At 64.1% G+C, this 21,805-nt stretch carries 18 protein-coding genes and 1 pseudogene; 8 read left to right on the forward strand and 11 right to left on the reverse strand.

From position 1 onward, the window contains the following. The 3 genes and pseudogenes from GRB80_RS15815 to GRB80_RS15825 form a co-directional block, all read right to left on the reverse strand. Positions 1–86, reverse strand: a pseudogene (locus GRB80_RS15815) (electron transfer flavoprotein subunit beta/FixA family protein); the annotation flags it as partial. 22 nt (positions 87–108) lie between these two features. After that, entirely contained in the window at positions 109–2,070 is a 1,962-nt protein-coding gene (locus GRB80_RS15820) for an oxidoreductase (protein ID WP_161424386.1), read from the reverse strand. Continuing rightward, a complete protein-coding gene (locus tag GRB80_RS15825; RefSeq protein ID WP_161424387.1) occupies positions 2,067–3,830 on the reverse strand; it encodes a sodium:solute symporter family protein in 1,764 nt (587 codons plus the stop codon). Before GRB80_RS15825 ends, GRB80_RS15820 begins: the two co-directional genes overlap by 4 nt. A 185-nt stretch (positions 3,831–4,015) precedes the next feature. Between GRB80_RS15825 and GRB80_RS15830 the strand changes: the two genes are divergently transcribed. Continuing rightward, complete coding sequence (locus tag GRB80_RS15830) at positions 4,016–4,588, forward strand: helix-turn-helix domain-containing protein (RefSeq protein WP_161424388.1); 573 nt, start codon at positions 4,016–4,018, stop codon at positions 4,586–4,588. Positions 4,589–4,614: 26 nt separating this feature from the next. Here the strand turns inward: GRB80_RS15830 and GRB80_RS15835 are convergent, their stop codons facing one another. From GRB80_RS15835 to GRB80_RS15865, 7 genes are all read right to left on the reverse strand, one after another. After that, entirely contained in the window at positions 4,615–6,030 is a 1,416-nt protein-coding gene (locus GRB80_RS15835; RefSeq protein WP_161424389.1) for a sigma-54 interaction domain-containing protein, read from the reverse strand. Between the two features lie 92 nt (positions 6,031–6,122). Next, on the reverse strand, positions 6,123–7,715 hold the full coding sequence (locus GRB80_RS15840) for a sodium:solute symporter family protein (protein ID WP_161424390.1): 1,593 nt from the start codon (positions 7,713–7,715) through the stop codon (positions 6,123–6,125). 40 nt (positions 7,716–7,755) lie between these two features. Next, complete coding sequence (locus GRB80_RS15845) at positions 7,756–7,938, reverse strand: hypothetical protein (protein ID WP_161424391.1); 183 nt, start codon at positions 7,936–7,938, stop codon at positions 7,756–7,758. Positions 7,939–7,987: 49 nt separating this feature from the next. Next, entirely contained in the window at positions 7,988–9,244 is a 1,257-nt protein-coding gene (locus tag GRB80_RS15850) for a peptidase (protein WP_161424392.1), read from the reverse strand. A gap of 93 nt (positions 9,245–9,337) precedes the next feature. Next, positions 9,338–10,588: a M20 family metallo-hydrolase gene (locus GRB80_RS15855; protein ID WP_161424393.1), complete on the reverse strand. Its 1,251-nt coding sequence runs from the start codon at positions 10,586–10,588 to the stop codon at positions 9,338–9,340. A 309-nt stretch (positions 10,589–10,897) separates the two neighbouring features. Then, positions 10,898–11,953, reverse strand: coding sequence for a CobW family GTP-binding protein (locus tag GRB80_RS15860; protein ID WP_161424394.1), 1,056 nt, complete (start codon positions 11,951–11,953; stop codon positions 10,898–10,900). A 154-nt stretch (positions 11,954–12,107) separates the two neighbouring features. Continuing rightward, positions 12,108–12,791 carry a GntR family transcriptional regulator gene (locus tag GRB80_RS15865; RefSeq protein WP_161424395.1) on the reverse strand — a complete coding sequence of 228 codons (684 nt, stop codon included), beginning with the start codon at positions 12,789–12,791 and terminating at the stop codon, positions 12,108–12,110. An 88-nt stretch (positions 12,792–12,879) separates the two neighbouring features. Between GRB80_RS15865 and GRB80_RS15870 the strand changes: the two genes are divergently transcribed. The 4 genes from GRB80_RS15870 to GRB80_RS15885 all read left to right on the forward strand — a co-directional run bounded on the left by GRB80_RS15870 (position 12,880) and on the right by GRB80_RS15885 (position 18,033). Further along, positions 12,880–14,940 (forward strand): TonB-dependent receptor family protein, encoded by a 2,061-nt coding sequence (locus tag GRB80_RS15870; RefSeq protein ID WP_237562128.1) that lies wholly within the window; start codon positions 12,880–12,882, stop codon positions 14,938–14,940. 95 nt (positions 14,941–15,035) lie between these two features. After that, positions 15,036–16,211: an ABC transporter substrate-binding protein gene (locus GRB80_RS15875; RefSeq protein WP_161424396.1), complete on the forward strand. Its 1,176-nt coding sequence runs from the start codon at positions 15,036–15,038 to the stop codon at positions 16,209–16,211. After that, positions 16,208–17,272, forward strand: coding sequence for a FecCD family ABC transporter permease (locus GRB80_RS15880; RefSeq protein ID WP_161424397.1), 1,065 nt, complete (start codon positions 16,208–16,210; stop codon positions 17,270–17,272). The genes GRB80_RS15875 and GRB80_RS15880 overlap by 4 nt, the downstream gene beginning before the upstream one ends. Next, positions 17,272–18,033, forward strand: coding sequence for an ABC transporter ATP-binding protein (locus GRB80_RS15885; protein WP_161424398.1), 762 nt, complete (start codon positions 17,272–17,274; stop codon positions 18,031–18,033). Before GRB80_RS15880 ends, GRB80_RS15885 begins: the two co-directional genes overlap by 1 nt. A gap of 55 nt (positions 18,034–18,088) precedes the next feature. Here GRB80_RS15885 and GRB80_RS15890 read toward each other — a convergent pair whose 3' ends face one another. Next, positions 18,089–18,550, reverse strand: a complete 462-nt coding sequence (locus GRB80_RS15890) for a hypothetical protein (RefSeq protein WP_161424399.1) — start codon at positions 18,548–18,550, stop codon at positions 18,089–18,091. Between the two features lie 507 nt (positions 18,551–19,057). On the opposite strand from GRB80_RS15890, the gene GRB80_RS15895 reads away from it, so the two are divergent. The 3 genes from GRB80_RS15895 (at position 19,058) to GRB80_RS15905 (ending at position 21,682) form a co-directional block, all read left to right on the forward strand. Further along, positions 19,058–19,810 (forward strand): class I SAM-dependent methyltransferase, encoded by a 753-nt coding sequence (locus tag GRB80_RS15895; RefSeq protein WP_161424400.1) that lies wholly within the window; start codon positions 19,058–19,060, stop codon positions 19,808–19,810. 106 nt (positions 19,811–19,916) lie between these two features. After that, the gene (locus GRB80_RS15900) at positions 19,917–20,357 is read left to right on the forward strand and encodes a LexA family protein (RefSeq protein ID WP_132041878.1); all 441 of its coding nucleotides are present in this window, start codon (positions 19,917–19,919) and stop codon (positions 20,355–20,357) included. A gap of 2 nt (positions 20,358–20,359) precedes the next feature. Continuing rightward, on the forward strand, positions 20,360–21,682 hold the full coding sequence (locus tag GRB80_RS15905; protein ID WP_161424410.1) for a Y-family DNA polymerase: 1,323 nt from the start codon (positions 20,360–20,362) through the stop codon (positions 21,680–21,682). Positions 21,683–21,805: the final 123 nt, after the last annotated feature.

Genomic DNA, 21,805 nt, shown 5'->3' on the forward strand with positions numbered 1-21,805 from the left:
GTGAGGTCGACGTCGGAGTGATCCGGCTTGACACGGATCTTGACGTTGTAGTCGATGACGCGTTTGACCGCGACGAGAATCTTCATCGTGCTCAATGCTCCAGTGAATTCAAAGGGCCATGGCGGCCTTCAAGCCGTCGTAGACCGCCTCTTCGGCGGTGCGTGGGGCCAGGCAGTCGCCAACCAGGGTGACCGGTAGCGTGGCCCAGCGATCCTCGTCCTCCGGAGACACAACCGGCTCTCCCCCGCAGGAGAGCACCAGATGATCGACCCCTTCGACGACCATCGGCTCGGCTCCGCCGGTGTGATAGAAGTAGACACTATCGTCGTCGACGCCGAAGGCGCGAGCATAGGTCATCACCCGCACTCCCAGGTCGTGGAGGCGCGCCACGGTAGAATCACGCACATAGCTCTGCAGCGCCCCCCCGGGGTGCAGGCCGTTGACCGCCAGGGTGACCCGCGCCCCTTCTCGGGCCAGCAGCTCGGCCACACCAACTCCGACCCAGTCTCCTTGAGTGTCGTAGATCACCACATGACCACCCGGTAACGAGGCACCATCGAGCAGCGCCACGGCCTGGCTCACCGGTAGCTCACCCAACAGTTCAAGAGGCGGCGTGTAGGGTCGGGCCCCGGTCGCCACCACGACTCTCTCGAAGCCCTCCTCGAGCAGTGTCTGCGGCGTGACGTGTCTCTGGGTCGCCACCTCGACGTCGGCCCGCTTGAGTTCCTCCATCAAGTTGGTAACCAGGCCGCCGAACTCGCTGCGTCCCGGCAACAACTGGGCCTGGTTGGCCTGCCCGCCAAGCCGGCGTCCGGCCTCGAACAGGGTGACCTCATGTCCACGAGCGGCGGCCACCACGGCGGCCTTCATGCCCGCCGGTCCACCACCGATCACCGCTACCCGCCGCGAGGTCTCGGCACGGCCGAGATCGTCGTAGAGAAGCTCGCGACCCGACTCCGGGTACTGGATACAGGAGATGGGGATACCGCGGTGAAAATGACCGATACAGGCTTGATTGCAGGCGATACAGGCCCGGATACCCTCGGCATCATTCCGCCGGGCCTTGGCTGGCATGGCCGGATCGCAGATCAGCGCTCGGGTCATCCCACACAGATCAGCCGCTCCCGAACGTATGACCTCCTCGGCCTCGTGGGGCTGGTTGATGCGACCGGTCAGTATCAGCGGCAGAGAGAGATCCGCCCGCAGGGAGCGTGACTCTTCACGTAGGTAGGCACTCTCGTAGCTCATCGGCGGCACGATATGCACCGACCCGCCAAGCGTGGCGGAGGTGCCGGCCACCACGCTGGCATAGTCGAGGCGGCTCTCCAGATGGTGGAGGGTCTCGATGGCGATATCCTGCCCCATCCCCTGCTCGTCCCGCTCATCACAGGAGAGACGCAGCCCAACGGCCATCCTATCGCCGACCTCGCGACGAATGGCGTCGATCACCTCCTCGAGGAAGCGTACACGGTTGGCGAAACTGCCACCGTACTCGTCATCACGCCGATTGACCTGAGGGTTGAGGAACTGTGCCGGCAAGTAACCGTGGCTGGCGAGAATCTCGACACCCTGGATGCCGGCCTGGTACATGCGCCGGGCAGCGGCGGCGAAGCTCTCGACGATCTCGTGGATCCTGGCGCGCGACAGGCCCCGGGGCATCACCCCGAAACGCTCTTGAGGCACGCCAGAGGCGGAGTAGGCGACGGGCTTCAAACCGTCCGACGACTCCATGATCTCGCGTCCAGGATGGAACAGCTGGGCGAACAGCACACTTCCGTGCTGCCCACAGGCTTCAACCAGGCGTCGATACCCGGGAATACAGGCGTCGTCGTTGGCCATCAGCAGGTGCGACGTATAGCGGGCACTCTCATGTACCCCGGAGACCTGCAACACGATCAGGCCAGTGCCATGGCGGGCGCGCTTCTCGAGATACGCCACCAGGGCATCGTTGACGATGCCATCCTCGGGTAGGCAGGTATCGTGGCCGGTAAACACGATCCGATTGGGGATCGTGCAGGGCCCGATGCGAAAGGGTGAAAACAGGTTTGGAAACAGCCCCTGAGCACTCATTGCTGGGCCTCCGCTGCTTGGTGGGTTGGCTCTCGGCGTTGTGACTTGCGGCCGTAAACACGTTTAACCTGCCAGAAAGCCAGCAGCCCTACACAGAAGACCGAGAAGCCGTAGCCCATCGACAGCAGGCCCTCGCCGCTGAACAGATGGAAGTCACGCCCCTGCGCCGTGGCATAGGGAATGGCGTAGAAGGTGACCAGCAATCCGGCGATGACAAGACCAGCCACCATGACCACCAGAGGCCAGGCCAGGGTCTTGTTCACCTCAACCGGATCGAGCTCCTCCTCGGGAGTACGATGCAGCTCATCGAAATAGCGCAGGGCGGCATCCCGAGGACGGGTGACACGGGAGATCACCAGCAGGCACACAAGGTTGGTCACGAAGCCCAGGATGAAGGGGTCCAGGTAGACCGGCAACGACACCACACCGGCCTGGTCCAGCAGTTTGGCCCCGATATTGACCACGAATCCTACCAGCATGCCGACAAAGGCCGCCGGGGCGGTGATGCGACGATTCCAGATGCAAAGGAATGCCACCGGTCCCCAGGATGAAGCAAACAGGGTTCCCGCGAAGTAGGTGATCCACATCACCGCCGGCGGCTGGAAATACGCCAGTAGCAGGCTGATCGTGGCGGCAGCGAACATGATGATCCGACTGGTGCGCAGCGCCTTGCTATCCTCCTTGCGGGAGGTCTTGAGGATATCGTTGGAAACGCTGAAGCCGATCAGTGACAGAAAGGTTGAGCACGACGACAGGGCGGCGGCCATGATGCCGGAGATCAACAGGGTCCCGAGCAGGGTTGGCATCATGTTCATGCCGGCCCATACCATGACGCGCTCAGAGGGTGAGATATCCGGGTTGGCCAGGTTGATGGCCGCACCGCCGAACATCAACACGACATACAGACCGGCAAGCACCAGGCCCGAGATACAGGCCGAACGCACTACCACATGCTCACTTCTGGCCATCAGGTAGCGGCTGGTCTGCCAGGGACTGACCGCCAGCACAAGCGACCAGGAGGCACCGAGTACCAACGCCCAGATCAAGGCCTCGCGCCCCGATGCCCAGTAGGCGCCCTCTCCCGTCAGGCCATGCCAGGCGATGATGCCTGGTTTGTCCTCATAGGTAGCGAGAGCCGTCAGCGTCGACTGCCAGCTGCCGCCTTCGCCGAACAGATAGGGCAGCGCAAGTATCGAGACCAGGGTAAACAGCAGGAACATGATGGTATCGGTCAGCATCACGCCGCGAGAACCGGAATAGAGCGTGAAGATCATGTAGCCCAGCCACATCAAGACCAATGCCACTCCGGTGGGGATGCCCGCCACGTCGGCGATAAGGATCGAGCCACCCTGGGTGACGGCCAGCAGGTACGCGGTCAGGCCGATCACGGTAGTGACCCCCGCCAGCACCTGCATGGCGCGGGAGTCGAAACGCTTGGCGAAGAACTCAGGAATGGTCAGCGCCCGGCTACGACGCACGAAGCGCCCGAAGAACACCGCCCCGATCACGTAGCCACTGGTATTGACCCCCACCAGGGCGAGCATCAGGAAGGCATACCCATCGTAGGCGAACCCCGTCTCGGCGAGAAAGGCATTGGTGCTCAGGAAGCTGGCCACCAGGGTGCCGACGATCAGTAATGTTGGAGCGCGTCGACCTGCGACGAAATAATCGTCCAGCCCTTTGACCTTTCGGCCGGCGTAATTGCCAACCAACAAATAGATGGCGAGGCTGGCCAGCAGCCCCCAGAAGTAGATGTTCATAGGCTTATCCTTGTATTAGTGAACCTTTGCATGAACTACCAAGCTGAGATATCACTCAGAGTGAAAAAATATACTAAAATTTTTACCAATACTCATAAGACCTTAGTATTGTGCTGCTGATAAAGACATCGAGGAGCATGCGGTACAATGTGCGAGACAATCCTTCCTACAGGGCAGCTACCACCATGACCCCAAGCACTCACCTTCAGGGGAAGCGGATTCGCAGTCTCCGTAAGCTGAAGGGCCTGACCCTGGTACAACTCGCCCAGCGCACCGGCCTCTCGCATGGCTACCTGAGCCAGATCGAGAGGGGGATCAGTCAACCTTCGATCGGCTCTCTCGTGGAGATCGCCCAAGCGCTGGGCGTGACCATGCAGTGGCTCTTCTCGGACCCGCAGGAGGGAGCGGAAGGGAGTGAACGTCCCCTCGACGAGCGCCTTGTCAAGAGAAAGCAGCGTATCGAGATCCAGTATCAGGACGGCATCGTCGATCAACTGCTAACCCCCCGTAGTAACAACAACCTGGAAGTCATCTACTCGAGCTACCCCCCCAGCACCGAGAGCGAACCGTATTCGCACAAGGGGCATGAGGCCGTGCTGGTACTCCAGGGCAGCCTGGAGGTCACGGTAGGTGGCGACCGATACATCCTGGAGGAAGGTGACTGCCTATCGTTTACCAGTAACGAGCCCCACGCTCACCGCAACCTGAGCGAAGGCGAAACCACGGCGCTATGGTTTGTTACCCCCGCCTCTTTCTGAACAGGGGACACAGGCTCGCCTCCGGCCTACTTCGCCTGGGGCTCGCCGCCGGCGGCATCGATGCCGTAACGCTTTATCCGGCGCATCAGCCAGGACTGGGTGACGCCAAGCTCCTGCGCGGCCTTGCGAGTGCTGCCTGTAAGCTCCAGTGCCTCGCGAATGGCCTCACGCTCTAAGTACGCGAGTTTCTGTGGCAGAGTCTGCGAATCATCACCGAGCAGCGTCCGAGGGGAATCCTCAGCGAGATTCGCCGCCACATCGGCCAGGCCGATGGTGTCTCCCCCGGAAAAGATGCTGAGCCGCTCCAGCAGATTTTCCAGCTCGCGCACATTGCCTGGCCAGTGATAGCGAGTCAGCGCCCGCAACGCTTCCTGGTCAAGACTCAGGCGACGCTGATGACGTTTCGAGATATTGGCCAGCAATTGCTTGGCCAGGCGCGGGATATCCTCGGAGCGCTCGCGCAGTGGCGGCACTTCAATGGGCACGATATTCAAGCGATAAAATAGATCCGCGCGAAAGCTCCCATCCTTGACGCGTGCAGGGAGGTCGGCGTTGGTGGCGGCGACGATACGCACATTGGCACTACGTGCCTTGCCCCCCAGCGGACGATATTGACGCTCCTGTAGCAGTTGCAACAGCTTGGGTTGCAGCGCCAGCGGCAGTTCGCCGATCTCGTCGAGAAACAGGGTGCCGCCCTCGGCCAGGGCGACATAGCCTACCCGGCCATCCCGATGAGCCCCGGTGAAGGCACCGCTCTTGTGGCCGAACAACTCTGCCTCGAGCAACGCCTCGGGAATCGCCGCGCAGTTGACGTGAATCAGCGGCCGGTCCGAGCGCGGGCTGAACTGGTGCAGTCGATTGACCAGCCAGCCCTTGCCGACGCCGGTCTCGCCACTTAGCAGCACGGTGGTGTCGCTTGCGGCGGCGCGCTCCAGACGCTCCAGGCACTGGCGATAACGGATACTGCGACTCGGGAAGGCGGGGCTCGCCTCGGAGGCTACCTGATCCTGGCGCATTCGCTTCAACTGATGCATAACGTGATCGAGCAGCGCCTGAGTCGTATCTGGTGCGCGAGCCGCCAGGACATCACGATCCAGGTTGCGAGTCTGTACCAGTACCGCGTCAGGCTCTCCTGCAGGGTCACCGCCCAGCCGGAAAAGGCTCCCGTTGACCAGGTAATCCTTGCCTCGATAGCGATGCACCACACTTGCTTGGCGACGCTCCTCGATCACGAAGCGGGTCACCGAAGGCGAGAAGACCCCCTCCTGCTCAAGTCGGTAGACATCACTTGAGTAGAGATACTCTTCGCTGATCTCGAGCTGCGATAGGCTGGCCTGATTGACCCACAGCGGACGCCCCTTCAGATCAGTGATAAAAATGCCATCCTCAAGCGCGTTGAGGATGGCCAGTAGCTGTTCGGGCATAAGGGTGGCGAGTTTCATCCGAGTTCCGGGCAGGGACCAAGAGACTCATGGTGTGCCCGGTGCTTAAAGGTGTAAAGAGGCCGCGCCGCGGCTCCGTTAGTGAGGCACGATCACATGCCCAGCTTGCTGAACAGATAGCCCCACAGCGCCCCGGCGAGGATCACAAACAGCCCCATGATCGCCCAAACCTGACGGTATTCACGCACCAGCTCGCGGGCACCATTCGGACGCGCCAGAATATCGCGAATGGTGGTATCCGACAGGCGTCGAGTCCGGATGTCGTCGAATACCCGCAGCTCGTAGTCGGAGGGCTGGCTCTTCAGGCCCACCGCCAGCAGCGCCAGGGTGCCCAGCACGATCGCCACCTGCAGGTTATCGATATGCAGGGGCAGGGACATGACCCCATGGCGCTCCAGTTCGCCGACCACGATAAAGGTGATCGACCCCACCAGCATGCAGGCCAGGGCGGCGTTGGCGTTCATTCGACGCCAGTGCAAGGCGGCGACGATGGTAGGCAGCCAGGCCACGGCAAAGATGGCACCGGCGTAGATGGAGATCCAGTAGATGCCAGCGGGGCGGGAGATCGCCACGGCACAAACGATCAGCGCCACGAGCGCCTGGGAGATTCGCCCAAGCATTACGCCCTTGCGCTCGCTGACCTCGTGATCGAAGAGCTTTTCGTAGAGGTCGCGCGCCAGCGCAAAGCCGGTCAGCACGAACAGCGTCGAGGCGGTGGACATGATCGAGGCCATCAGCCCGGCCAGGCCGATGCCGGCAAGAGTGGGGTTGGTATGCTCCATGAAACCGACAATCATGGCACGGTCGGTGGGCTCGATCCCGGGCTGGATGACCTGCATGGCGCTGGCGGCCAGAAATACCAGCAACTGCATGGCCGGGGCAAAGAAGACGCCGATCACTGCCACCTTGAGGATCACGAAGTCATTCTTCGCCGGGAAGACCCGCGACACCAGCGCCGGGGTGCAGGCGAAGAACAGGATCCACACCAGGAACTGGGAGATCGACCATCCCAGAGGGCGATCATTGGCGCCGCCCACGGTCCAGAAGCCGGGCAGGGTCTCGCCCAGACCCTTCATCGCCTCGAAGCCGGCATCACCGATCAATAGGGGCGCGATGATAAAGGCGATGGCCAGCATGGTGAAGAACATCATGGTGTCGGTATAGACCACCCCGTACATGCCGGAGAGCGAGCAGAAGGCCAGCAGTGCCAGGGTGAAGGCGACGATGATGACCGGGAACGGAATGTCGATGATCTCGGCCAGCACCAACCCGGCGCCGATCAGCTGAATGATGCCGTAGCCCAGCAGACCAACCACCATCAGCACCAGGGCCACCACGCTGACCCACTTGTTATTAAAGCGATAATCGAAGAAGTCCATCATGGTGCGGCAGTTCAGCGCCTTCAGCTTGCGGCCGATGAACACCACCGCGATCAGGGTGCCGACCCAGGCGCCAAAGGAGCCCAGGGCGGCGATCACCAGTGGCCCTTCGCTGTAGGAGATGCCGGCGATGCCCATCAGGGTGACGGCACTGAGGAAGGTGGCGGCCAGGGTGCCGACGATCAGCAGCGTCGAGCCCTGCTCACCCATCACATAGAAGTCATCCTTGTTCTTGATTCGACGGGCCAGAAAGGCCGCCACCGCCACATAGGCGGCGAGTACGATAGCGAAGATCGCCAAGGTCATAAGGGGGGTCTCCAGTCGGTGCAGTTATGCTTATTGAGGATCAAGAGTGAGAGCGAGACGCCACCGGCTCGCCCGGGGCAGTGGCGCTGGCATCGGACTGCTTCAGCTTGCGTATTGTCGGCAGGTACTCCCGTACCAGGATGGTGCCCACGATCAGCACCGACAGCGCGGTCGTCAGGAAGGCGTTGGCAAACAGCAGCAGAACCTGAGGGTTGAACTCCATGGGGGTGCCTCTTGTTGTGAATTGAGGAGATGCACGTGAGCGTTGAGGACTACTCGGCCAGCTCGCACCAGTCGATCAGGGTGAGCGCCATGATCTCGGCCACGTCGAAGACGTCATCGAGACGAATATGCTCGTTGGGGAAGTGCGCCAGCCGCGTGATGCCCGGGCCAAACACCATCGCTGGCACGCCGTACTGACTCAGAAGGCCACCGTCGGTGCCCCAGGGAGAGGCCTGCAGTTCCGGCCTGCGCTGGTGAACACGCTCGAAGGCGCTGGAGAGCTTGTCGACCAAGGGATTGTCGAGGTCGATGCCACCGGGTTGCCAGCAGGCACCATAGAACTCCACCTCGACGGGATGCTCGGCAAACCAGGCATCCTGGTCGGCGAGCGCCGCCATGGCGGTGCGCAGGGCCTGCTCAGCGGCGGCCACGGTTTCGCCGGGCCCCACTCCGATACGGCCTTCCAGGGTAATCTCGTCGGGTACGCTGGATGGCCAATCGCCACCCTCGATACGCCCCAGGTTGATCGGCAGGGGGATCGGCACGCCCGCGTATAGCGGGTCGTCGAGGTCGGCGTTGCGCTGAGCCTCCAGGGCCTGCACCGTGGCGATCACGGCGACACTCTTCTCCAGCGCGCTGACACCTTCGTAGCGGGTGCCGCCATGGGCCTTGATGCCGGCCACCTTGAGCCGGAACCAACGCGACCCCTGCTGGCGGGGGAAGAGATTCTGCTCGGTGGGCTCGGGGATCAGAGCCGCATCGGCGGTATAGCCACGCTCCAACGCCGCCAGGGTGCCGGCACCGCCCGCTTCTTCCTCGATGACACTCTGCAGGATAACGTCACCCTTGAGGCGAATGCCCAACGCCTTGAGCGTAGCCACCGCCACGTAGGCAGAGAGGTTGCCCCCCTTCATGTCCGTGACCCCACGACCATACAGGCAGCCGTCAATCACCTGGCCCGAATAGGGATGCTGATCCCACTGGGCATGATCTCCTTCCGGCACCACGTCCACATGCCCATTCAGGATGAGCGACCGCCCACCCCCGGTTCCTTTCCAGGTGCCCACCACATTGGGGCTACCGGCAAGAGTGTCGCGCTGGCAGTGAAACAGCGGGTTGCCCTTGAGTGACTCGATATCGATTTCCCACAGATCGGTATCGAGCCCAAGCTCCCGATAGAGCTCGGCGATACGGTGCTGGTAGCGGGCCTCCTGCCCTGAAAGCGTGGGCTCCTGCACCCACTGCTTCAGCAGCTCGGTATAGGCCTCTCGACGCTGCTGGATGGCGTCACGAATCTGTTCGTGCATAGGTCTGCTCCTTGTTGTGTTGATCCCATTTATTTGAGGAGTGATATCCTGCCCACCCCGATTCAAAAACGACTCATCCGAGTCAATTTCGACTCAATCTCGCTCCGCCCGCTCCAGCACGGTGTCACACAGCAGCTGAGTGCCGATGGCACAGTGCTCGGGCTCGGCGTATTCGGCTTCGTTGTGGCTGATACCGTCGCGACAGGGCACGAAGAGCATCACCGTTGGGGTGACATGAGAGAGATGAACGGCATCGTGTCCGGCCCCGCTCATCATGGCCGGGGCCGCAAGGCCGCGAGCATCGGCGGCTCGGCGCAGCGAGGCAATCAAGTCATCATCGAAAGGGGTAACCGGCGAGTGCCAACGGCGCTGTAGCGACAGCTCCACGCCCTCGGCCTCGGCGGCAGCACCGGCCAGGCGTTCCACCGCGGCATCCAGCTCCGCGAGGCGCTTATCATCGGTGTGGCGCAGATCGAGCTGCAGGCGCACCTCGCCGGGCACCACGTTGCGTGAGGGCTCTACCACCTGGAAGTCCCCCACGGTCAGGCGCGCCGCCCCCTGCGGGTCCGCCATGACCTGTTCCTTGAGGGACTGGATCAGCGCCGTGGCGGCCAACAAGGGGTCGCGACGATACGTCATGGGGGTAGGTCCCGCGTGCGCCGACTGGCCGCGCAGGCTCAGGTCGTACCAGCGAATGCCCTGAACACCGGTAACGATGCCCAGCGCATGGCCCTGCTCTTCGAGTACCGGCCCCTGCTCGATGTGCAGCTCGAAGTAGGCATCGAGCTCCGGCTCTCCCAGAGGCAGATCGCCACCCTCACCGCAGGCGTGGATGGCCTCGCGCAGGCTGATACCCTGGCTATCGGTGGCGGAGAAGAAGGCCTCCTCATCAAGGCGACCGGTCCATACGCCGCTCCCCCCCATGGCCGGAGCGAAACGGCTTCCCTCTTCGTTGGTCCAGACGATCAGCGACAGCGGTCGGCGAGTCGTGATGGCGTTATCGGCGAGGGTGCGCAGCACCTCGAGGCCGGCCAGTACTCCCAGCACGCCGTCGAAGCGCCCGCCGAGAGGCTGGGTATCGAGATGGCTGCCCATGGCCACTGCCGGCAGATGGTTCTCGCGGCCAGGCCGATGGATAAACAGATTGCCGGCCCTGTCGCGTTGCCAGGTGCAGCCCAGGGACTCGACCCAGTCGAGCAGCAACTGGCGACCGGCGACATCCTCCGGGGTCATCGCAAGACGGCGGCTACCTCCATTGGGAGAGGGACCCACCTCGGCCATGCGCATCAGGGAAGACCACAGCCGATCACTGTCGATGGCAGGCGGGACGGTAACGCTAGGCATAGGACATCTCTCATTGATTGACGTTGTCCGAAACCCATAGCGATTTCCGTGCCTAAACTGATAAATTCCTTAAATTACATAAATATAGAGCTTATAAGGGCTTGCTGGCACACAATATAGGGTACCTGTCTAGCGCAGGGCGAGTCGAAATCGAGTCGATTTCGACTCAGGCAGTTTGGCCAGGCTTCCAGCCACTGCCAATTGGCAATCGCTCGACCTGCAACTCGACGGTGAGGCATTCCGGTCCGCCGACCCTACATAGTCATAGAGGGGGGACTGTCCCCGCATAGAGGGGGACTGTCTCGGGCATCAGGCTGCGCTCACCAGGCAGGCTGTCAGCGCCGCCTCCAGCTGCCGCTCGTCCGGCAGGCTGCCCGCCTCACCAATGACCTCGAGGCGTGAATCGCGGCGCCAGGCACTATCGGTGAGGGTCAGCACGCCGTCGGCGCGGTTGTAGAGCTTCCAGCCGGCATCGGTAGAAAAGACCCCCTTTACCCTGAGCGGCTGGGGCAGTTCGGCCAGTACATTTCCCAGTCGATCGAGATCGAAGGTGTCCTGAGGATGCCAGCGCCAGCCGAGGGTCGCATGTCCCAGGGCGCCGCCGGTTTCGCGTTGCGGCCTGCCCCGCTCGGGTAACGGGGCTTCGAACGCTCCCGGGGCCAGAACATGGCTAGCGGCTTCCCGCAGGCGACGATGAGCCTCGCTGTCGAGCACTTCCCGCGTCACTGGCGCTCTTTCACCATCCTCTTCACCCTCCTCACCAGCCATCAGCTGCGCCAGGGGGAGCGCACCACCGGGCGCGTCGAGGACCCAGCGCTTGGGTGGCCAGAACCCTTCCAGCCACTCGCCTGCGGCGGATCGCTGTGCCGGAGTGGCCAGGTCGGTCATGGTCAGCGCCACCCCGTCGGCCATGGCGATCTGATCGCGGAAGGTCTCGTGCTCGCGGGCGCGCGGATCATCCAGGCGGCGGGGATCGAGCAGGGCCACAATGCTGCGCACACCCAGCACCTCGGCAAAGGCCTCGCCACGCAGCACCTCCAGCAGCCCCGCTGGATGACCCAGCCCCGATGGCTCCACGATCACCCGATCGGGACGATAACGGTGAAGCAGGTTGACCAGCGTCGCCTGAAGCACGAAGGCCAGCTGGCAGCAGAGACAGCCACCGGGCAGCCCCTTTACCACCAGATCATCGCGGGTCTCGAACATCGTCTGATCGATTCCCACCTGCCCGAACTCATTGATCAACACCGCCCAGCGCTCACCGGGCGGCTTCTGCTCGATCAGGCGGTGAATCAGGGTGCTCTTGCCGCTGCCCAGAAAGCCGGTGATCAGGTGAACGGGGATATTGGCCAGGGGCTCGGGCATGGGGGCATCCTTGGGGGTGAATGATATTGTTATAAAATAACATAAGAAACAAGGACTGGGAGGCCCAGCCCGATGCGGGGGCACCCTCTCTACAAATAACGCGTTATGCCTGTCTATGAAGGCCTCGAAGCACCAAAGTTGGCGCCATTCTGAATCAAGTAGTCGTTGTGTCAGTGACTTGGTTGCCACCTTCTTCACCTGCCCCACGCGGACGCTCTTGCCAGGCAGTGAGGTGCTGATGAATGACCCCCTGGAGCGCCATGGGGTCATCCGCCTCCAGGGCGGACAACATGTCACGGTGCTCTCTCAGGCTACGCTCCACCCCGGCGACCCGGGGCCAGCCCGGACCGGCCCCACGCAGCCCCTGCTCACGCAACCAGTTAACCTGTCGCGCCAGGGCCGCGTTGCCGGCCAGATCCGCCAGGGCGCGATGAAAGCCATGGTTGGCCAACGCCATGGCTTCACCGTCCTGCTCGCGAACCGCCTTCTCAAAGCCCACCATAGCCCGCCGCACCATGGCCACTCCCGCCGGCGTCTTGCGCGCCATCATCAAGGGCACCATGGCCTGCTCGATCACCAGGCGCGCCTCGGTCAGCTCCTCACGCTCTCGCCGGCTCCAGTGGCGTACCCGGTATCCGCGATTGGGCACGTGCTCGATGCTACCCATCTCCGCCAGTCTTTCCAGTGCCCCACGCACCACGAAGCGACTCACACCGTACTGCTCGGCCAGGGTGTCCTGGCGCAGCCAGCTACCCGCCGGAAACCGTCCGCCGCTCATGCCTAGACGAAGTCGCTCCTGCAGCCAGGCTATCTCATTGCCACTCGTGCTTTTCAGCATGGTTTCCTCCAGCAAATTCCCTTGCAGATTGGCGCCAATTATATATCATCTGCGTCGCTATTGATAATCATTGCCAAAAGGATACGACATGCATTCCCGGTTTCTGCCCGCGCCACTTACCCTGGCCATGTTGGCCATCACTTTTGGCGCCTCTACCGCCTGGGCCGAAGAGGACATCACGCTGGACACCCTGGTGGTATCCAGCGACTGGCTGGGCGCGACCCAGGCGGATCCGCGTACCACCCCGGGAGGACGCCAGTCCCTGGGCGAGGAGACGCTGGAGGCAGGCGAGGTGCGCAACCTCGAGGACGCCCTGGCACGGGTGCCGGGGGTGCATGTCCAGGACGAAACCGGCACCGGCATCCTGCCCAACATCGGCGTGCGGGGCCTGTCCCCACGCCGCAGCGAGCGGGTGCAGATACTCGTCGACGGCATACCGGCAGCCCTGGGGCCCTACAGTAATATCGGCGTTTCCCTGTTCCCGGTGACCCTGCCCACCCTGGAGAGGGTCGACGTGGTGAGGGGCGGCGCCGCGGTTCACTACGGTCCCAATAACGTCGGGGGCGTGCTCAACTTCGTCACCCGCGGCATCCCCTACGAGACAGAAACCCAGCTGCGTGAACGACTCACCGTGGATGAGGCGACCGGCCATCTTCTGACCGACAGCTACCTGCGAGCCGGCGGACAAGTGAGCGAGCAGCTGGGGCTTCAGGTGCAGGCCAATCTTGTGCGGGGCGAGGCGGGCCGCGAGCATAGCGACACCGAGGTCGACAACTTCATCATCGACGGCGAATATCTGATCGATGACGCCCACTCCCTGGACGGCCAGTTGCAGTACTACCAAGTCAACGCCGAGCTTCCCGGCGCCCTCTCGCCGGATGCCTTCGAGCGTGATCGCACCGACTCCCAACGCCCCCACGATCGCTTCGAGGCCGACACCTGGCGCGGCCACCTGACCTGGCACTGGCAACCCAACGCAGACGTCGACTTCAGCTGGCGCCACTTCGGCCATCGCAGTGATCGCACCTTCTGGTTCGGTCAACATCTGGACAAGACGACCGACTTCCACTGGGCCGACCCCGCGGCATCCACCACCCACGTAGCCGACTCCCCCCGCGCCTTCCGGGTCTGGGCCAGTGAGCCGCGACTGGCACTACGCCGCGGCGACCATACCCTGATGCTCGGTGCCCGCTATTTGGAGGAACGCGTCGACTTCGACGTCAACCGCCGCGAGCAGGCCAGTGGCACCACCAATGAGGTGCGCCGCTGGGACTTCGATACCCAGGCCGTGGCAGCCTACGTCAGCGATACCTGGCGGCTCGGCGACAGCGGCTGGACCCTCACGCCGGGGCTGCGCTACGAGCAAGTCGAGATGGACTACGCGGATGCCCTGGGCGGCGATAAGGACGATAACCGCGCCGAAGAGTGGCTACCCGGCCTGACCGTCGGCTATGAGGCCAGCGATGCCTGGTACCTCTTCGCCAACAGCCAGCGCTCCCTTACCCCGGTGCAGCTGGCCCAAGTCACCAACCCCGGCGACGTTGCCAACGAGACCGCCTGGAACCACGAGCTGGGAGCACGCTACACCGCCGGAGACTGGCAGGCATCGAGCACCGGCTTTGTGATCGATTACCAGGACCAGGTCGTCAAGCAGCCCGACAACAGCCTCAAGAACCTGGGCCGCACCCGCTACCGGGGGGTGGAGACCCGCCTGGGCTGGGCGCCGGCCGGAGGGCCGCTCAGTCTGGAGGGAACCTGGACCTGGCTGGATACCGAGCAGCGCGACGGCGAGTATGCCGGTCAGGAGGTGCCCAATGCACCCACACACCTGCTTAACCTGCATGCCGCCTGGACCCAGGGCGACTGGACCTGGAATCTGAATGGCCGCTATGTGGCCGAGAGCTTCTCGAATGCCGCCAACACACGCGAGGAGACAGCCAATGGTGGCGCCGGCGAGCTGCCCGACTACTGGCAGGTGGACACCAGCCTGGCCTACCGCCTGCCGGTGGCCGCCGATGCCAGCCTGACCCTGGGCGTGCACAACCTCACCGACGATGACGCCTACTTCCGCGGCGTGGACGTGAGTCCCGTGGGACGCGTGCCGCTTGCCGGTCGTGCCTATAGCCTGGGACTGGACATGACCTTCTAGGTACGCTCATCGCCCACCGCCCCGTACCTGACCAGCCGCGTGCGGGGCGCTCACCCGTCAGACTCACCAGTCAGTTCATCGCTATCGGAGACGCCATGCCCTCCTTCCCTCCCCAGCGTCACATACGGCGTCCACCACCCGGCTGGTCATCCCTGGTGGTGGGGCTGATATGGCTCCTACTATCGGGCAGCGCCCTGGCGGACTCGCCAGGTGCCTCTGACAGGGTCACGGTCACCGACCTGGCCGGCCGGGAGGTCACGCTTCCCCATGGTGCAAGACGGGTGATCCTCGGCGAGGGTCGGTTGCTCTATACGCTGGCCGCCCTGCGCCCGGAGGACCCCTTCGCGCCCCTGGTGGGTTGGCGAGACGAGCTCAAGCGCTTCGACCGTGATGTCTGGGCTCGCTACCGGGCACGCTTCCCTCACGCGGAATCTCTGGCCACCTTCGGCAAGGCCGCCAACGGCGAGTTCAGCATTGAACAGGCCCTGGCCCTCGAGCCCGACGCCATCGTCTTCGACCTGGCCGCCTGGCCCGCACTACGCGATGGTCCGGCCCTGCCGGTACTGGAAGCCGCCGGCATTCCGGTAGTATTCGTCGACTTCCTGACCCAACCGGATCAGCACATTGCGCCGAGCGTGCGTCTTCTCGGCCAGCTATTCGCCGCCGAGAAGCGCGCCGAAGCCCTGCTGACACTGCGCCAGGAAAGCCTTGAGGCCGTAGCGGATCGATTGCCAGATACGCGGCCCAGGGTGCTGGTGGAGACAGCGGCCGGGCTCCATCCGGAGTGCTGCCGCAGCGTCGGCGACGACAACCTGGGGCGTGTCGTGCGCCTGGCCGGCGGCGACAACATCGCCGCCGAACAGATCCCCGGCGTGTTCGGACGCCTGCATCCGGAATGGGTATTGGCCGAAAACCCCGACGTCATCGTCATGACCGGCGGCGACTGGCAGGACCTGAGCGAGGCCGCGATACCTCTGGGCTATGACGCTTCGGTGAGCGAGGCACGCGAGGCCATGCGCGCGCTGACCGAAGCCCGACTGGGGTGGCCCGAATTGACCGCCGTGCGCGCGGGACGCGTCCATGCGCTCTGGCACCAGTTCTACAACACGCCCTATCAGTTCATCGCGGTGCAACGCCTGGCCAAGTGGTTGCACCCCCAGGCCATGGCAGACCTAGAGCCCGAGGCACTATGGCGCCACCTCCACGAAGCATTTCTGCCACTGTCGACAGAGGGGGCCTTCTGGGCGACGCTTGAGGAGGCCTCGCCATGAGCCTCGACCCCGCCATCACCACGCCCCGTCTGGTGGCCGCCGATGGCTTCCGCCGCCGCGAAGTTCGCCATCGAGCCTGGCTGCTAGGCGGCGCCGGCATGCTGCTGGCCGCCTTTCTCGCCGATCTGCTGCTAGGGCCGGGAGGGCACTCTCCGGGCCAGGTGCTCGAGGCCCTGCTGACCCCGGAACAGGCCAGCCCTCTCGTCCGCATCACCGTGTGGCAACTTCGCTTGCCCACGGCCTTGCTGGCGGTGCTGGCCGGCGCGGGACTGGCCGTCGCCGGCGCCCAGATGCAGACCGTGCTCGACAACCCCCTGGCCGACCCTTTCACCCTGGGCCTGGCCTCTGCCGCAAGTTTCGGCGCCGCCCTGGCCGTGGTGGCCGGCATCAGCCTGCTGCCCCTGGCAGGACACCTCGCCGCCGCCGGCAATGCCTTCGTCTTCAGCCTGGTGGCGGCCGGCATGATCCACTCGCTCAGTCGCCTGCGCGGCGTGGGGCTCGACACCCTGGTCCTGCTGGGCATCGCGACCATGTTCACCTTCAATGCCCTGCTCGGCTTGCTGCAGTACCTGGCTTCTCCGGACGCCCTGCAACAGCTGGTGTTCTGGTCACTGGGCAGTCTGTCTCGGCCCAGCGGCCTCAAGCTGGGTCTGATCGCCGCCGTGCTGGCGGGCACCCTGCTGCTGAGCCACCGGCTGGGCTGGCAGCTGGGCGCCCTGCGCCTGGGCAGCATCCAGGCACAGGCGATGGGAGTGCCCGTGGCGCGGCTGCGCCTCGGTATGCTGGCCGCCATGGCGCTACTCACCGCGGTGGTGGTGGCGGCTGTCGGAACCATCGGATTCGTCGGCCTCGTGGCGCCGCATATGGCACGCCTGCTGGTAGGCGAGCAGCAGCGTCACTTCCTGCCGCTCTCGGCACTCTGTGGCGCCACCCTGATGTGCGTCGCCGACCTGTTCAGCAAGCTCGTCGTGCCCGGGCTGGTGCTACCCATCGGCATCATCACCGCACTGGCCGGGTTGCCCGCCTTCTTCCTGCTGATCCTGCGTCGGAGGCCATCCTGATGCATGACGATGACCTGCTTGTCCACTCCGTGGAGCTCGACGGGCGTCTCGCCATCGAAGGGCCTATGGCGGCCCCCGCCGGCGCCGTGACGGTACTGCTGGGACCCAATGGGGCCGGCAAGTCGACCCTGCTCAGGGCCCTGGCCGGCATCGAACCGGCCAGGCTAGCGGCGAGCCTCGGCGGGAGCGAGCTCGCCACCCTGTCGTCGGCCGAGCGTCGCGAAGCCCTCTACTACCTTCCACAGTTAGGCGGCAGCCAGGCGGCACTGAGCGTGCATGAAGCGGTGCTTCTCTCGTACAAGACCCTGCACCCGGGGCGCGTTCGTCGCCAGGATCTCGCCCACGTAGAGGCGGCTCTCGACAGCATGGGGCTCATGGCGCTCGCGGGCCGACGGCTCGCCAGCCTGTCAGGAGGGCAGTACCAGCGCGTCGCCATCGCTCAGGCCGTGGTGCGACGGCCCCGGGTGTTGATGCTCGATGAACCCACGAGTGCGCTGGACCTCCACCAGCAGCTCAGGGTACTGGAGTGGGTGCGAGCAGAAGCGGATCGCGGCCGTAGCGTGCTGTTGGCGCTGCATGATCTCAATCTAGCCGCACGGTTCGCCGATCACTGCTGGTTGCTCAAGGAGGGGCGCTGCCAGGCGGCGGGCCCTGCAACGGCCTGCTTGACGGCTGATCATCTCGAGCCACTCTTCAACGTCCGGCTCAGCGTCGACAGGGGGCCCGATGCGAGCCTACGCATTCAGGCCCTGGGGCTGTGATGTTGCCAATGGGAGAGCGGGAGACACCCTGGGATGAAACACCTGGACGCCCCCGCTACCGGCAGAGCGGCGTTTCCATCATCGAGATGCTATCGAAGGGAAGTGGCAACGCCCGCCGACTGGCCAACGGCAGGCGAAGGGTGCTCAGTGCCGCCCGGGCGCCGCAGTACTGGCGCTTGCAGGCCTCGAAGGGTGCCGCCTCCAGAACCATATCGGTGCCATCGCTGCCCAGGCGTAGCGTGCAGGCGCCGTCGCTCACTGTATAGCCGTTGCCCTGGCGCGCCGCCGTCAGTCGTCCCGTGCCGCAGTGGTGCATGCCCCCCTGCCACGAACTGAGCTCGAAGCCGAGTCGGCTGCCGCGATCATCGACGATCAGGATATCGTCGCCGCCGCGCGCGCAGTAGACCCCGCTCAAGTCGGCGGCGAACGCGTCCGAGGCGCCCCCCAGCCCTGCTATCCCCACCGCCAGGCCCAGCGCCTGCAACCCTCGTTTACAACCGTTTCGCCCCGTGTTCATGATCGCTCGCCTCATCTAGCCGACCATCGACGCCTGCTCCGCGCCGCCTCATGGCGCCTTCCCCGGTGGGTCCATCAGTGGCGCCTCTCATCACACTATAGGCATAGCTGCGAGGTGATAGCGGCGGGACTTAGCAGCTGCGAGACACAGTTGCAGCATTGCTGACGCTCTTTGCGCAGAACCTCTCGGCGCCGTTCTCTTTCATCAACACCCTCTCCCTGCCAGCGCGACAACTTGCCCGTAAGAGAAATAGCCGGTGACCACACGGCGATTTGCCAGCACCTATCGAATTATCACATTATGGAATAAATCGTTATCATATAATCAATAGAATAGAATATCGAAACACCGCGATCCCCGTGCCTCATCGCGCAAGGATGGCAGCGGAAAGCGTTAAACAGCGACAAGAGCCAGCACGGCCGAGGCGGCGGTCACGGCGTGGCTGAATCCAGGCACAGCCGCGACAGCCCCACCGATAGCCCCAGAACTCCCACACAGGTATCGCCATTGTTTACGGACCTCGTCAGTGACCTTGACAACGATTCACTGGAGCCAGACCTGTTACTGGACGTGCCCTATGTGCCCACCGATGAAGCGGTGATTGAGGAAATGCTCAGTCTGGCCAATGTCGGCCGGAAGGACATACTCTATGACCTGGGCTCGGGGGACGGTCGAATTGTGGTTGCCGCGGCCAAGACCCGCGATGCCCGCGGCATCGGTATCGATCTTGACCCCTTGAGGGTCGCCGATGCCATGGAGTATGCGGGCTGGACAGGCGTCGAGTATCTCGTCGATTTCATTGAAGGAAGTCTGTTCACGGCGGACATCAGTGAGGCCACCGTGGTCACGCTCTACCTTCTCGACTCGGTGAACGTGGAGCTGCGCCCGCGGCTGCTGAGCACGCTGCGCCCGGGAACCCGCATCGTGTCGCACGCCTTTGACATGGGCGACTGGCGAGCGGATGAGCGACGCCGTATCAACGGCACCAATCTCTTTCTGTGGATTGTGCCGGCCCAGGTGGCGGGGATGTGGGAGTGGACAGGAGCGGACGATCGGCAGTACCGCGTTGAGCTCAAGCAGAGATACCAGGACATCACCGGCAGCGCCTGGCTGGAGGGTCAGGAAGCCCATCTGGAGTACGCCGAGCTTCGCGGCAATCGGCTAACGTTGCTGCTGCGTGAACATGACACCGCCCCGCTCGAGCACTTCATCCTGTGCTTTGCCGACGGCCAGCTGGAGTCCGCCACACACCAGTTTTAACGCCCCTCTCGAGGCCGAGCCCGTACACTCGGCCCTAGCGATCCCCGACATGGTGTTGCCACCCCTCTATACTGTATAAAATAACAGCACCAAGAGGAGGCACCCGATGACCATCGACACCCCGATTCCCGCCCACCCGACGCCACCCGGCCTGGCGCTGCCCCATCCCCTGGCGCTGACGCGGGCCGGCGTCTCCGGCTTTCCGAGCCCCGCCCAGGACTACGAGGGGCGTACCCTGGATCTCAACGAGCGGCTGGTGAAGCGCCCTTCGGCCAGCTTCTTCATGACCGTGACCGGCGACAGCATGGACCCCCTGGGCATCCACGACGGCGACCTGCTGCTGATCGACCGCTCCATCGAGCCGCGACCGGGGCACATCCTGGTGGCGCTGGTGGAGGGCGAGATCATGGTAAAGCGCTACCAGCTGCAGGGGCGGCAGCCCTACCTCTGCTCCGCCAACCCGGCCTACCCGCCGATCCCGCTCGAGGACCTCGACTGCCAGGTGTGGGGCGTGGTGCGTTCGGTCATCCACGAGTATCCGGTGTGACCATGATCGGCCTGATCGACTGCAACAACTTCTATGTCAGCTGCGAGCGGGTCTTCCAGCCTCGGCTGGAGGGACTACCGGTAGGCGTGCTCTCGAACAACGATGGCTGCGTGATCGCTCGCTCCAACGAGCTCAAGTCGCTGGGGGTAGAGATGGGCACCCCGGCCTTCGAGCTGAAGGGGCTGCTGCGCCAGGGCCGCATCCGGCTGCTCTCCTCCAACTACGAGCTGTATGGCGATATGTCCGCCCGGGTGCAGGCGGTGCTGGAGGAGTTCTCCGCCGGGATGGAGCCCTACTCGATCGACGAGATGTTCGTGCGCTTCGACGGCTTCGAGCACAAACAGCTGCTGACCCACTGCCGCGAGCTCCACCACAAGGTGCGCCGCTTCACCGGCATCCCGGTGAGTGTCGGCGTGGCGCCGACGCGAACCCTGGCCAAGCTGGCCAATCGGGCGGCCAAGAAGGTGCCCGGCTACCGGGGTGTCTGCGTGCTCTCGGCGGGCGGCGCCGAAACGGCGGGTCTCCTGCAACGAACCGAGCTGGGCGACGTCTGGGGCGTGGGCCGCCGCCTGGTGGAGCGGCTGGCGTTGATGGATATCCGCACGGCCTGGGATCTGGCCCAGGCCGACCCCAAGGCGATTCGCCGGCGCTTCTCGGTGACCCTGGAGCGCACCGCCCTGGAGCTGCGCGGCGTGCCCTGTACCGAGATGAACGACGCCGACGAGCCCCGCCAGCGCATCATGACCTCGCGCTCCTTCGGCAGGCTGACCGACAACCGCGACGAGATCCACGAAGCGCTGCGCCAGTTCGGGCAGCGCGGTGCCGAGAAGCTGCGCGCCCAGGATAGCCTGGCCCGGGCCGTCTACGTCTTCCTGAAGACCAACCGCCACCGGCAGGACCTGCCGCAGTATTCGCCTGGCGCCGTGGTCGAGCTGGCACGCCCCACCGATGACAGCCGCGAGATCCTGCACGCGGTCGGCCAGGCCTTCGCCGCCATCTACCGGCCGCACTACCGCTTCATGAAGGCCGGGGTGATGCTGATCGACCTGATCGACGCCAATCGGCAGCAGATGTCGCTGCTGGAGTCACCCCAGAGTGCCGCGGAGCGCGAGCGCAGCGAGAAGTTGATGGCGACCCTGGATGCCCTCAATCAGCGCATGGGCCGCGGCACCGTCAAGCTCGGGATGCCCTCCCCCAGCGCCGCCTGGCACCTGCGCTGCGCCAACCGCTCACCCCGCTGGACGACGCGCTGGAGGGAGCTGCCGACGATCACGGCGCCTCGAGAGGCCCGATCAGTGAAGGGGCATCCTCGACCGTGCGATTGACCCAGGACTCACCGGCCAGGGTCGAGCTGCCCACTCGCCGCCGACAGGTCCACGCCGTAACACTACGTTACATAAAAAGTGGAACTCGTTCGAATCCCCCATGACCAAGGCAGTACGGCAACA

This window comes from Halomonas icarae, assembly GCF_009901955.1.
In the GTDB taxonomy this organism is placed as follows: domain Bacteria; phylum Pseudomonadota; class Gammaproteobacteria; order Pseudomonadales; family Halomonadaceae; genus Halomonas; species Halomonas icarae.

Excerpts from the sequence above, each read along its gene's own strand:
- GRB80_RS15850 (WP_161424392.1), bottom strand. The coding sequence starts at position 9,244 with ATGCACGAACAGATTCGTGACGCCATCCAGCAGCGTCGAGAGGCCTAT.
- GRB80_RS15900 (WP_132041878.1), top strand. The coding sequence starts at position 19,917 with ATGACCATCGACACCCCGATTCCCGCCCACCCGACGCCACCCGGCCTG.
- GRB80_RS15885 (WP_161424398.1), top strand. The coding sequence starts at position 17,272 with ATGCATGACGATGACCTGCTTGTCCACTCCGTGGAGCTCGACGGGCGT.
- GRB80_RS15855 (WP_161424393.1), bottom strand. The coding sequence starts at position 10,588 with ATGCCTAGCGTTACCGTCCCGCCTGCCATCGACAGTGATCGGCTGTGG.
- GRB80_RS15825 (WP_161424387.1), bottom strand. The coding sequence starts at position 3,830 with ATGAACATCTACTTCTGGGGGCTGCTGGCCAGCCTCGCCATCTATTTG.
- GRB80_RS15835 (WP_161424389.1), bottom strand. The coding sequence starts at position 6,030 with ATGAAACTCGCCACCCTTATGCCCGAACAGCTACTGGCCATCCTCAAC.
- GRB80_RS15875 (WP_161424396.1), top strand. The coding sequence starts at position 15,036 with ATGCCCTCCTTCCCTCCCCAGCGTCACATACGGCGTCCACCACCCGGC.
- GRB80_RS15845 (WP_161424391.1), bottom strand. The coding sequence starts at position 7,938 with ATGGAGTTCAACCCTCAGGTTCTGCTGCTGTTTGCCAACGCCTTCCTG.
- GRB80_RS15870 (WP_237562128.1), top strand. The coding sequence starts at position 12,880 with ATGCATTCCCGGTTTCTGCCCGCGCCACTTACCCTGGCCATGTTGGCC.
- GRB80_RS15820 (WP_161424386.1), bottom strand. The coding sequence starts at position 2,070 with ATGAGTGCTCAGGGGCTGTTTCCAAACCTGTTTTCACCCTTTCGCATC.
- GRB80_RS15865 (WP_161424395.1), bottom strand. The coding sequence starts at position 12,791 with ATGCTGAAAAGCACGAGTGGCAATGAGATAGCCTGGCTGCAGGAGCGA.
- GRB80_RS15890 (WP_161424399.1), bottom strand. The coding sequence starts at position 18,550 with ATGAACACGGGGCGAAACGGTTGTAAACGAGGGTTGCAGGCGCTGGGC.
- GRB80_RS15860 (WP_161424394.1), bottom strand. The coding sequence starts at position 11,953 with ATGCCCGAGCCCCTGGCCAATATCCCCGTTCACCTGATCACCGGCTTT.
- GRB80_RS15840 (WP_161424390.1), bottom strand. The coding sequence starts at position 7,715 with ATGACCTTGGCGATCTTCGCTATCGTACTCGCCGCCTATGTGGCGGTG.
- GRB80_RS15880 (WP_161424397.1), top strand. The coding sequence starts at position 16,208 with ATGAGCCTCGACCCCGCCATCACCACGCCCCGTCTGGTGGCCGCCGAT.
- GRB80_RS15905 (WP_161424410.1), top strand. The coding sequence starts at position 20,360 with ATGATCGGCCTGATCGACTGCAACAACTTCTATGTCAGCTGCGAGCGG.
- GRB80_RS15830 (WP_161424388.1), top strand. The coding sequence starts at position 4,016 with ATGACCCCAAGCACTCACCTTCAGGGGAAGCGGATTCGCAGTCTCCGT.